We start from the raw sequence: 12,408 nt of genomic DNA, 5'->3' as shown, positions 1-12,408 counted from the left end.
GGAGATATTATTCCATATCAAGATTTCGAGGCGAAACAGCCTGTTCGTCGCTCTTATCTGCCTCGTACATATTAATCATTTTCAGCGTTGCCTTGATAGCTGCTTCTGTCTGGTCAGCATCCAAGCCTCGAGTGCGCCAGATACGTTCTCCTTCACGCCAGGTAATGACGGTCTGAACGAGGGCATCGGTACGACCACCAGGTGGGATGGTTACCTGATAGTTGTCGAGCTTAGGGAAGGTTTTGCCGAGCTTCACCTTGTAGATATTGCGGAGGGCTTTCACGAAAGCATCATACTGACCATCACCAGAGCTACGGTCTTCATACTCCTTACCCTCTATTTCTACCTTCACGCTGGCGATAGGCTTCAAACCGTATGAGGTTGATACCATGTAACTTACCAGTTTCACCTTATCCTCTGGAGCTCCATGCTTCAATACATCGCTCACGATGTATGGCAGGTCGTCCTGGGTTACCAACTCCTTGCGGTCGCCGAGTTCGGTGATTCGCTTGGTCACAGCCTTGGTCTGCTCAGGCGTAAGTTCCAATCCCAGTTCATTGAGGTTCTGCACGATATTCGCCTTGCCAGAGTTCTTACCTAACGCATACTCACGATGTCGGCCGAAACGTTCAGGTACCAGGTCGTTGCAATAAAGCTTGTCCTTGTTGTCACCATCGGCATGTACGCCAGCCACCTGGGTGAAGACATTGTCTCCAACCACCGGTGTATTCGGAGCCACGGCGATGCCGCTGTATCCTTCAACCAATCGGGAAATATCGTTCAGGCGGTCTTCCTTGATATTGGTCTTTGCCCCGAACATATCCTTCAGAATCACCTGTACGCTCGCCAATGGCGCATTGCCGCAGCGCTCGCCCAAACCATTCACGGTGACATGGAGACCCTTGGCACCGCTCAACACGGCTGCCAGCGAATTGCTCACAGCCAAATCGTAGTCGTTATGGGCATGGAAGTCGAAGTGAGAGTTCGGATAACGGCGAACCATCTGGCGCATGTACTCCACACACTGCAATGGGTTCAGAATACCCAACGTATCAGGAAGAAGGAAGCGCTTGATAGGCAGTTTTACCAACTCATCCATCATCATGAAGAGATAGTCACGACTGTCACGCATACCGCTCGACCAGTCCTCCAAGTAGAGATTCACGGTGAATCCCTTGCTCAAAGCATAGTCGATGGTCTGCTTGATATGAGCGAGATGCTCCTCAGGCGACATCTTGAGTTGCTGGGTGCAGTGCTTGTAGCTACCCTTAGCCAAGAGGTTGATGACATGACCGCCGCATTCAGCAATCCAATCCACACTCTTGTTGTTATCCACGAATCCCAATACCTCAACGGAATCCAGCTTACCAATGGTCTTGGCATAACGGCAAATGCGAGCGACAGCATCCTTTTCGCCTTCTGACACACGCGCTGAAGCCACCTCAATGCGATCAACATTGATGTCGTGCAACAGCATTCTTGCTATCATCAACTTCTCGTGAGGAAGGAAACTGACACCATTGGTCTGCTCGCCGTCGCGCAGCGTGCAGTCCATGATCTCAATCTCCTTGATACGGGAATTATCTCTCTTTGCGTTAACGTTCATAATTACTTGTTTTTAGCTTCCCAAGCCTCAACCTTGTCGCGGTTCTGAACGAGGAAGTCTACATCGTCCAAACCATTCTCCAAACAGTGTTTCTTGTAGCCGTTGATTTCGAAGTGCTCGCTCTTGCCAGTAGCAAGATTGGTCACGGTCTGGTTAGGAAGATCTACCTTCACCTCTGTCTTGTGATCCTTGTCGATGCTCTCGAAGAGTTCCTTCAGGAATTCCTCGCTTACTACTACTGGCAATACGAGGTTGTTCAACTCGTTGTTCTTGTGGATATCAGCAAAGAAAGAGCTGATGACAACACGGAAGCCTGCACCTGCGATAGCCCAGGCAGCGTGCTCACGGGAAGAACCTGAACCGAAGTTCTTGCCAGCTACGAGGATGACGCCACTGTAAGATGGGTCGTTCATCACGAAGTCAGGCTTTGGAGTTCCGTCGGCATTGTAACGCCAGTCGCGGAAGAGGTTGTCGCCCATGCCCTCTTTATCGATGGCCTTGAGGAAACGGGCTGGGATGATCTGGTCTGTATCTACATTCTCCAAAGGAAGAGGAATGCAGCTTGATGTAATTACATTGAATTTCTGTTTCATTTCAATTTAACATTTAACATTGAACACTTAACATTACATAAACTCTCTTGGGTCGGTAATCTTACCTGTAATAGCGGCAGCAGCTGCTACGTATGGACTGGCAAGGATGGTGCGGGAACCTGGTCCCTGACGACCCTCGAAGTTACGGTTGGATGTACTTACAGAGTACTTGCCTGCAGGAATCTTATCATCGTTCATTGCCAGGCAGGCAGAGCATCCAGGCTGACGGATTTCGAAGCCGGCAGCCTCAACAATCTTATCAATTCCCTCTTCACGTATTTGTTTATCAACCAACCATGAACCTGGTACAAGCCAAGCAGTTACGCCATCTGCCTTCTTCTTTCCTTTAACAAGAGAAGCGAAAGCACGGAAGTCTTCAATACGACCATTGGTACATGCGCCCAAGAATACATAATCGATAGGATGACCCTCGAGTTTCTCGCCTGGCTGGAAGCCCATGTAGTTGAGGCTCTTCTTGAAACCAGCCTGCTCTTCCTCAGGAATCTCATCGAGAGTTGGGATATTCTCGGTAATGCCGATACCCATACCTGGGTTGGTACCATAGGTGATACGTGGTTCGATATCCTTTGCCTCGAAAGTCAACTCTTTGTCGAAGACAGCATCATCGCCACTCTTCAAAGTCTTCCAGTAAGCCACAGCCTTGTCCCACTCTTCACCCTTAGGTGCATATTCACGACCCTTGATGTACTCGAATGTTGTCTCATCAGGAGCTACAAAACCACCACGGGCACCCATCTCGATAGAGAGGTTACAGAGGGTAAGACGACCTTCCATAGACATATCCTTCACTACATCGCCACTGTACTCAACGAAGTAACCGGTAGCACCGGATGTAGTGAGCTGGCTCATCAGATAGAGAGCAACGTCCTTGGCAGTAACGCCCTTGCTGAGCTTGCCGTTGATGCTGATACGCATAGACTTTGGCTTGCTCTGGAGAATACACTGTGAAGCCATCACCATCTCAACCTCAGAAGTACCGATACCGAAGGCTACGGCACCCATAGCACCATGGGTAGAAGTATGAGAATCACCACAAACGATGGTCATACCAGGAAGAGAAAGACCCTTCTCGGGACCAACCACGTGGATGATACCATTGTCCTTGGTGTTCATGGCAAAGTGGGTTACACCGAAATCAGCGGTGTTCTTTGCCAAGGTATCTACCTGTTTCTTTGAGATAGGATCCTCGATAGGTTTGTCCTGATCGTGGGTTGGAGTATTATGGTCAGGCATACAGAAAATCTGGTCTGGACGGAACATCTTGAGTCCGCGTGCTCGCATACCAGCGAATGCCTGAGGTGATGTTACTTCGTGACAGTAGAGACGGTCGATGTAAAGCTGTGTAGGACCGTCCGGAACAATCTGGACAACGTGCTTGTCCCAAATCTTGTCGAATAATGTATTCATAATATCTCTTGTTATATATATGTTTATCTAATCTTAAACTTGTTAATACAATCAATGTAAGCCTCAACAGAAGCCGTAACGATGTCGGTATCTGCACCGAAGCCATAATATACATGACCATCGTATTCCACCTGCATGTGAACCTTGCCCACATCATCAGAGCCCTTGTCGATAGCCTGGATGGTGAACTCCTTGAGGTTCATCTCCTTGGTAATGATCTTCTTGAGTGCATTGATAGCAGCATCTACCGGACCGTTACCAGATGATGCAGCCTCAAACTTCTGACCTGCAATATCAAGACCGATACTTGCCACGCTCTTCACGCCCTTACCTGTAGTAACCTGCAACCAGTCGAGCTGAACACCATGCTTATCAGCAGAATCAGCACCGGCAAGCATCAAAACATCCTCATCGGTAACTTCCTTCTTCTTATCAGCCAGTTGGAGGAACTTCTTGTAAATCTTGTCGAGCTTCTCCTCATCATTAATCTCTACACCATTGACATGGAGACGGTACTTCAATGCAGCACGACCAGAACGGGCTGTCAGAACGATAGCATTGTCATCCAATCCCACTTCCTTAGGATCAATGATTTCGTAAGTCTGAACATTCTTCAAGACACCATCCTGATGGATACCGGAAGAATGAGCAAATGCATTGCGACCCACGATAGCCTTGTTAGGCTGAACAGGCATATTCATCAGGCTGCTCACCATGCGTGAGGTAGGAATAATCTTGGTGGTATTGATGTTGGTATCAATATCGATATGCTTGTGACACTTCAGAATCATGGCAATCTCTTCGAGCGAAGTATTACCTGCACGCTCACCGATACCATTGATGGTAACCTCAACCTGGCGTGCACCATTCAAAACACCCTGCAGGGTATTGGCAGTAGCCATACCGAGGTCGTTATGACAGTGGGTAGAAAGGCGTGCCTTGTCAATGCCATCAACATGCTCCATGAGATACTTGATTTTGTCACCATATTCATCAGGCAGACAATAACCTGTAGTATCAGGAATGTTCACTACAGTAGCACCCGCCTTGACAACAGCCTCTACGACACGAGCCAGATACTCATTATCAGTACGGCCTGCATCCTCAGCATAGAACTCTACGTCCTCAACATACTTTTTAGCATACTTGACAGCAGCTACAGCACGTTCGATGATTTCCTCGCGGGTAGAATTGAACTTATACTTGATATGACTGTCGCTGGTACCGATACCGGTATGGATTCTCTTATGCTTGGCATACTGCAAAGCCTCAGCAGCACAATCAATATCTTTTTCTACGGCACGGGTAAGTGCACAAATAGTAGGCCAGGTTACAGCCTTAGAGATTTCTACCACTGAATTGAAGTCGCCCGGACTTGATATTGGAAATCCAGCCTCAATTACATCCACGCCCAACTGCTCCAGTTGCTTTGCCACCTGAATCTTCTCAACTGTGTTCAACTGACATCCCGGAACCTGTTCGCCATCGCGGAGGGTCGTGTCGAAAATGTATAATCTGTCACTCATATCTTTAAAATTTTAAATTTACACCTTATTATATATAAGAGCTACACATTCAGAACGCACTACGTTTATATAGCAATCCGTGCAGAAGCATCAGATAAAGTAAAAAGCCTTCCCCCACTCCATAGACGGAAGTGTAGAAAGGCTTTTAATATCTTATGCGATGAACTATACGCACACCTTATCACTTCCGCCCACAAACTGCAGTCGAAGTCGAATAATAATGCTTGTAATGTTCAACAATGTTGTTCTCATATCTATCTTATTATGTTATATTCTTAAATTCGCATGCAAAGATAACACTTTTATTTGATACTAGCAAACAATTTATAACTTTTTTAATAGAAATGATAACAAATTCCTATAATCTTATGGTTTTTTCACCCAAAAACGTTAATTCTGTGCAAGAATTTGGAGAAAAAGCCAGTTTGTGAGTGAAAAATTGACAAACTCTAACCTTAGAAAGGCAGATTCTCTGCAGGCGGCGGTGGTAGCGGACTACCATCCTGCCCTCCGCCATTCATCCTAGAGCCTACAATCTCACCACCTTCTTCGACAGGTGCTGCTGCAGCATCCTGCGGATCCTGGAATCGGGTAAATTCTCCACGGAAGTTCAGGAGAACATCTCCAACAGAGCCCTTACGGTGCTTGGCAATGATAATCTGTGCCATACCATGAAGGTCATTACCCTTTTCATCCTGATAGATGTGATAATATTCCGGGCGGTGAACGAAAAGCACCATATCGGCATCCTGTTCAATGGCACCGGATTCACGGAGGTCACTCAACTGAGGTCGCTTTCCTTCCAAGCCCTCACGGTTCTCTACATTACGGGAGAGCTGCGAAAGAGCAAGCACAGGAATATTCAGCTCTTTGGCAATACCTTTGAGCGAACGGGAGATGGTAGATACCTCCTCCTGACGGCTACCAAACTTCATACCATTGGCATTCATCAGCTGGAGATAGTCGATCATCAACAGTTTAACACCCTTTTCCCTTACCAGTCGGCGCGCCTTGGTACGGAGTTCAAAAACAGAAAGACCAGGCGTATCATCAATATAAATAGGTGCACCTGTCAGTTTTCTCAGTTTTTTATCCAACCGTTCCCATTCTGGCTGTTCCAATTGTCCGTTCAGTATTTTTTTACCCGAAATCTCGCAAACATTCGAGATGAGTCGGTTCACCAACTGAACGTTATTCATTTCCAGAGAGAAGAATCCGATAGGCACATCATAATCTACCGCCACATTCTTGGCAATACTCAATGCAAAGGAAGTCTTACCCATGGCAGGACGACCGGCGATAATCACAAGGTCGGACGGTTGCCAACCTGATGTTATATCATCCAACCCACGATAACCCGTAGGAATACCGGTAAGACCACCCGAGTTCTGAGCGGCACGCTGCAAAATGGCAACGGCCTCCTTAACAACCGGATCAATCTGTGTATAATCCTGCTTCATATTGTTCTGCGAAAGCTGGAAGAGTTCACCTTCAGCTTTCTGCATCAGTTCATCCACATCCACACCTTCTTCATACGCCATCGTCTCGATGTCGCCGGCATAATGAATCAGCTGACGCTGCATATATTTCTGCGCCAGGATACGGGCATGCGACTCTACATGGGCAGCCGAAGCCATGCCTGCAGAAATATCCATGAGATATTGTGCTCCTCCCACCTTATCCAGTTCGCCAGTCTTGGCTAACTGATCGGCAAGAGTCATGATATCCACAGGCCGTTCCTCCATGTTCATCACCTGGATAGCCTGATATATTCTCTTATGACGCGGGTCATAAAAAGTATCCGGCTTGAGCAACTCCGACACCACCGAAAAGGCATCAGAATCTATCATCAAGGCACCCAGTACCGCCTGTTCCACATTCACAGCCTGCGGCTGCAAATGGGCGTAGGTTGGATCTATCTGTACCTTATTCTTATTTTTATTATTCTCCGCCATCTTTATTGTTTTTTCCTTTCCTCGAAAACTTTTTTTGTTATAAATTCCAATTCTATAGGCGCAATACCACGATTATCGAGCCAATCTCCCATCTCGAGCAGGCCGAGTGCATCTATATCTTCCTTAGGGGAAAAAGCTGCATGACCAGATGCTTCATTCAAAAATCTGATAGCTGCAGTTCCTCCCTTTTTCACGAGAACGCAGAGTCCATAATAGAAAAATTTCATAGACTCCCATCTGTGGTCTTGTGGCTTGGAAACTTTGCTCACCATCGCAGATAACATTTTCATGAACATGCGTTCCTTTTCATCCTTATCCATATCTGTCATGTCAGAATTCAATATATCCCTGATTTCATTATCATCACTATTTTGCAGATAAGGTTCTATTAATGCCATTGCATGGTCAATGTTTTTATCGCCTTCCGATTCAGAAAAGAGCAAAGAGAAAGCCAGTCTGCATTCAACCTGTTCTTCCTTAGGATACTGTTCATCCATCTGGAAAGCCCATTCCAAAGCCTCTTTATAATGATGGAGTTTCAATAAGAGATCGGTCTTTTTCAGCTTGAGCTTAAACTGCTTACTCTCATCTGATTCTTCTTTAATCAAGCAATTCAATGTTATTAAAGCCGCCGGGTCTTTTATCTCTTCTTCTATTTCTAATTTCAACTCCGTAGCAGCCTTATAAGTTGGGCTTGTATTCTTAATCACATAGAGATGTTCAAGCGCTTCATCATATTTTTCCTCCGATTTGTATGCCAATGCAAGCATCATATGCTCTTCGTCGGTATATTTTTCCAGATTACGCAAAATCTTGCTAACAAAGGCATAGTCACCTCTTTTAGCAGAGAAACGGGCCAGCGACAGGCGATACTTGTCATATTCCGGTTTTGCAAACAGTCCCGTAGTAAAGAAAGGAATTTCCTTCTGCACTTCGAAAGGATTATCAAATGCCTTCCTCATTGGAGAGAGAGTATAGAATCGGTAGAGGTCCTGCACATAGCGATGACGAACCCTGATTGCACGTTTCTTCTTTTCCTCTTCAGAGAGATTCTCTTCATGTTCCATTACCGAATCAAGCAGTGTGACATTTTCAGAATCCTTTGCTTCTGTAGAATCAGTCTCATCCTCTACTGGCTCTTCGGTATTCTGCTCTTTTTCCACCTCATCTTCTTCGTCATAAAAAACAGGACCAGACACCATATTTTCCGGGGTAACATCCAATGATTCAATAAATTCCTTAGATGTATTATTCAATGAAAGAATGATGCTATACAGATCGGTATCACACATAGAGGCGCCTCTCAAGAGATTGTTGATGAAATTGCGATGCTGTTTCATCGTAGCCCGAACATTCTTGAGCGTAGAATTACGGACATAGAAAGGAACAAACCAATTATAGAGTGAATGGAAATGACCGAAGCTCTTCTGGTTGGCAAACTGATGATAATAGACATCAACTCCTATATCTTCAGAATTCAACATATAGTCGAAGGCTCCCTTAAGGGCATCATCAGGATTCTCCCCATCTGCTGAGAAGCAATTAAGTCCCAATTCACCCGTTTGGTCTATCTTTTCGGCCAAATCCTGAGTAAAAGAAGTGAACATGGTCTTCACCACGGAATGCATCATCTCCTTGCTATCCTTTTTACTTGTAAGACATAGACGCATCTGGCGTTGGAGATCAACACAGGCAGCCAAAAATTCATCATCCATGATCAAGCCAGCAGCAGAATCCCAATATTTCTGTTTTTCACCCGAATTGGTTATTGCACAGAAAACGAAACCCACCAAAGCTCGCTGGCGAACACTGCAAGTACTGTCGTCAGACTTGATTAAGCGCATCAAGACTGCAAGTCTAGGGGCATCAAAGAATACAGAGCATGACAATGAAACAGCCGAAACTATCATATTGATGGTGTATGGATCTACCAAATCGGAAGCGATGATATCAAGAATATTCTTGACAAAATCATCATTCCATTCTTCAGTTGTCAAAATATAAGAGAACACCATATTGCGATAGGCATTCAGCTGCTCCTGTATCTTTTGCCTTTCCTCGTCTATCTGTTCTTCAGACAAGTCTACCCTCAAATTTAGCATAGCTTCATCTGTAGCAAATTTCTCAAAGGTTTCCTGTACCTCATCAAAACTTGTCAGATTCTGAGCTCTTTTGCGAAGTGCAACAAATGTAGACTCATTAGCCAAAATCCATTCGTGACGCACTTTACCAAAGAACATATCAGTATCAAGATCTAAAGTTTGAGCAAGATTATAAAGTTCTCGGTGTTTAAGTTTGCCGTCTATATAATCATGATACAAATCATCATATCTTTTTTCAATTTCAGCAATTCCAGGCTGACACGATTCGAGCCCCACTTCCTGGTCAATTATCTTGCGAATAGCCTCAATTCTGGATATAGTAGTGACATTTTCATGCGAAAACTTTGTCCAGCTAAAATCTTCTTTTTTCATAAGCCGCTTATTTTTGTGCTACAGCCAGGTCACGACGTCTTGGTTCCATAGCATGTTCATATTTAAGTTTTGGAAGATTACTGATGGTTTTAGCATCGGCACCCGTATATTTTGTGATGATTCTTGCATAATGCTGTACCCCACGACTGTTTATGCTATCAACAGCAATATTATACGCCTTGATAAACTTGGCAACTTGGTCTTTACGGCGCGGCTCTGAAAGTATTTTCTTGCGGAAAGCCACAACACCTAACTGCAAGTTCTTATCTCTGCTGTCAAAGAGTTTTACATGCTGTTCAAGTCGGGCTTTGGTAGCTTGAGGTTCTGGCAGCAACATGGCATCCATCTCGTTGTTAAGCAACATACGCAGACGGATGTTCAAATCGTTGATTTGAACCTTATAAGCATCATATTTAGGCTTACCGCTATCGATTGCTAAAGTAGCCAGATAATCAGTTGCAGAGTAGCGGGTCATTGCCACCATCTTATCTGACAGTTGTTTCAGTTCGGATATACGCGAACGCTTATTGGTGATAAACTGCCAATAAAGATTGGTAGAAATAGGGTACGTCAAAGCAGTACCCCGTTTCTCTATATGATGAGCACGAATCAGATCGGTCACGGCTCCCTCTACGCGCTTGCGCTCGATAGCAGTATCACAATCCATTTGTGCAGTATATCTACGCAAATGTACGTCTACACCTTGCTGCTGGAAGATACTGTCATCACATGCCAGAAAGATTGGCAGGCAGTCCATTGTTGGCATCACCGCTATCTTCAGCGCAGCACGGTCTAGGCTATCCAATCTAGCCTTTTCCTTCTTGCTCAAGCGATGACGTTCTGCTTCCGACTTGCCACATCCTGCAAATCCTATAGCCAGCAAGAGCATCAAGGCTGTAAACGTTTTGAACTTATTCATTATCTATCCTTTAATCATTTGTTATTCTACATAGAGAACCAATCCCTTCAAATATTCACCTTCCGGATGATAAATATTGATAGGATGGTCGGCAGGCTGGTGCAACTGGTGCAAGATGCGAACCTTTCTTCCAGCCTGCGCTGCAGCAGTAAACACAGCATTGCGGAACTGATCCTTCGTAACCACCTGAGAGCAACTGAAGGTAAAAAGGATGCCGCCCTTCTTAATACGCTGCAAGCCCTTTACGTTCAGGCGGGTATAGCCCTTCAACGCATTGCGCAAAGCCGCACGGTGCTTGGCAAAAGCAGGAGGATCAAGAACAATCAGATCATACTGCTGGTCATGTTCATCAAGATACTTGAAGGCATCTTCGCAGATAGCCTCATGGCGTGCATCTCCAGGGAAATTGAGCGCAATATTCTCATTGGTCAATTCTATCGCCTTGGCACTGCTGTCTACGGAGTGAACAGCCTTAGCCTCGCCTCTCATCGCATAAACAGAAAAACCGCCGGTATAGCAGAACATGTTGAGCACGCTCTTACCCTTGGCATAATGCTCGAGCAGCGAACGGTTCTCACGCTGATCTACGAAGAAACCCGTTTTCTGACCACGCAACCAGTCGATATGGAACTTCAGTCCATTCTCTACAGCAACATCGTCAGCATCACCTCCGAGTATAAAGCCATTTTCCTGTCTGAGGTCAGCCTTATACGGTAAGGTTGTCTCACTCTTATAGTAGATATTCTCCAGTGCTTCGCCCATCACCTTCTTCAAGGCTTTGGCTATCTCCATGCGGCAAACATGCATACCCACACTGTGAGCCTGCATGACAGCAGTAGGACCATAGCAGTCGATAACAAGTCCCGGCAAGTTATCACCCTCACCATGAACCAAGCGATAAGTAGTATTGGATGAATTACCGGCAATACCCAAAGCGAGTCTCATCTTATATGCCGAATCCAATCTGGCACACCAGTACTCCTCATCAATCTCAATATCTCTAAAAGAAAGAACACGTACAGCGATAGAACCGATCTGATAATGACCTATAGCAATGAATTCACCACTACGGGTAAACACTCTCACAATGTCGCCCTCCTCTATGCCCTCATCCATTGCCTGGATAGCACCCGAGAAGATCCATGGATGAAAACGCTTGAGCGATTCTTCCTTACCTTTCTTTAAATATACGCTTTTATACATATTTATATATGAAGTTTCTTACGATTATCAATTTCTATTCCTTACCACCTTATATCATACCCTGAGTTCATCGAGCTCGTAATCGCCTGTAGCAGACAAACGCTTGAATTCCTCATACAGATTAATGCAGCACCAGGCATCTGTAGCTGCATAGAGAGCCTGCGATTCCTTCAAATCGCTAGCCTCCCAATTGCTCAACCGTTGCGCCTTGCTGATTTTCTGGTGAAACAGGTTAGCATACAATTTCTGCAGACTCATGTCTGCGATACCAAAGTTCTTAGCAACATCCTGCAACTCGATAAAGTAGCCAGCCTTAAAAGCAGCTCGCTTATGAAGCTGCAGCAAGTCATCGTGCCAGGAAAGTCCTACTTTTGGCACGGTGGTATCTTCGAGCAAGCGAATGATGGCAGGAGTCATGCCCGTATGATGCAGGCGGAAAAGATAACAAGTATCATGTGTACTCACCTGCAACAACGAAACATGGTAAGCCTGACCACGCTTGAATGATGGGCGCGTTTCTGTATCCACACCCAGTATATAATGGCTAAGTAGGTCATTAACAGCCGCTTCTGTATCTTCAGGCTTGTCAACGACTACGATTTTGCCAGGAAACAAAGCTCTTGGCAAATTCGTGATTGCCGCCTTGTCGAAACTAGTGAAAATAATCTTCATTATGCTTTTTATTCTTTACAAGTTGCAAAATT

Annotated in this window: 9 protein-coding genes; all 9 read right to left on the bottom strand. The window is 45.3% G+C overall.

Annotated features, from left to right (window positions below):
- Window positions 1-7: 7 nt before the first annotated feature.
- Complete coding sequence (locus NNC77_RS02020) at window positions 8-1,606, bottom strand: alpha-isopropylmalate synthase regulatory domain-containing protein (RefSeq protein WP_254969747.1); 1,599 nt, start codon at window positions 1,604-1,606, stop codon at window positions 8-10.
- A gap of 2 nt (window positions 1,607-1,608) precedes the next feature.
- Window positions 1,609-2,199: a 3-isopropylmalate dehydratase small subunit gene (gene leuD / locus NNC77_RS02015; protein ID WP_006846819.1), complete on the bottom strand. Its 591-nt coding sequence runs from the start codon at window positions 2,197-2,199 to the stop codon at window positions 1,609-1,611.
- Between the two features lie 33 nt (window positions 2,200-2,232).
- Entirely contained in the window at window positions 2,233-3,627 is a 1,395-nt protein-coding gene (gene leuC, locus NNC77_RS02010) for a 3-isopropylmalate dehydratase large subunit (protein WP_118141592.1), read from the bottom strand.
- 23 nt (window positions 3,628-3,650) lie between these two features.
- Complete coding sequence (locus NNC77_RS02005; RefSeq protein ID WP_254969748.1) at window positions 3,651-5,153, bottom strand: 2-isopropylmalate synthase; 1,503 nt, start codon at window positions 5,151-5,153, stop codon at window positions 3,651-3,653.
- A gap of 455 nt (window positions 5,154-5,608) precedes the next feature.
- Window positions 5,609-7,108 (bottom strand): replicative DNA helicase, encoded by a 1,500-nt coding sequence (gene dnaB / locus NNC77_RS02000; RefSeq protein WP_117693067.1) that lies wholly within the window; start codon window positions 7,106-7,108, stop codon window positions 5,609-5,611.
- A 2-nt stretch (window positions 7,109-7,110) separates the two neighbouring features.
- The gene (locus tag NNC77_RS01995) at window positions 7,111-9,582 is read right to left on the bottom strand and encodes a hypothetical protein (protein WP_254969749.1); all 2,472 of its coding nucleotides are present in this window, start codon (window positions 9,580-9,582) and stop codon (window positions 7,111-7,113) included.
- A gap of 7 nt (window positions 9,583-9,589) precedes the next feature.
- The gene (locus NNC77_RS01990; RefSeq protein WP_022120961.1) at window positions 9,590-10,501 is read right to left on the bottom strand and encodes an ABC transporter substrate-binding protein; all 912 of its coding nucleotides are present in this window, start codon (window positions 10,499-10,501) and stop codon (window positions 9,590-9,592) included.
- A gap of 21 nt (window positions 10,502-10,522) precedes the next feature.
- Complete coding sequence (locus NNC77_RS01985; RefSeq protein WP_022120962.1) at window positions 10,523-11,704, bottom strand: class I SAM-dependent rRNA methyltransferase; 1,182 nt, start codon at window positions 11,702-11,704, stop codon at window positions 10,523-10,525.
- 54 nt (window positions 11,705-11,758) lie between these two features.
- A complete protein-coding gene (locus NNC77_RS01980; RefSeq protein WP_117586623.1) occupies window positions 11,759-12,379 on the bottom strand; it encodes a 3'-5' exonuclease in 621 nt (206 codons plus the stop codon).
- Window positions 12,380-12,408: the final 29 nt, after the last annotated feature.

Origin of the sequence: Segatella copri (assembly GCF_024330485.1) — a bacterium.
Taxonomy (GTDB): Bacteria; Bacteroidota; Bacteroidia; order Bacteroidales; family Bacteroidaceae; genus Prevotella; species Prevotella copri_L.
This window is presented reverse-complemented; position numbering and strand designations above follow the sequence as displayed.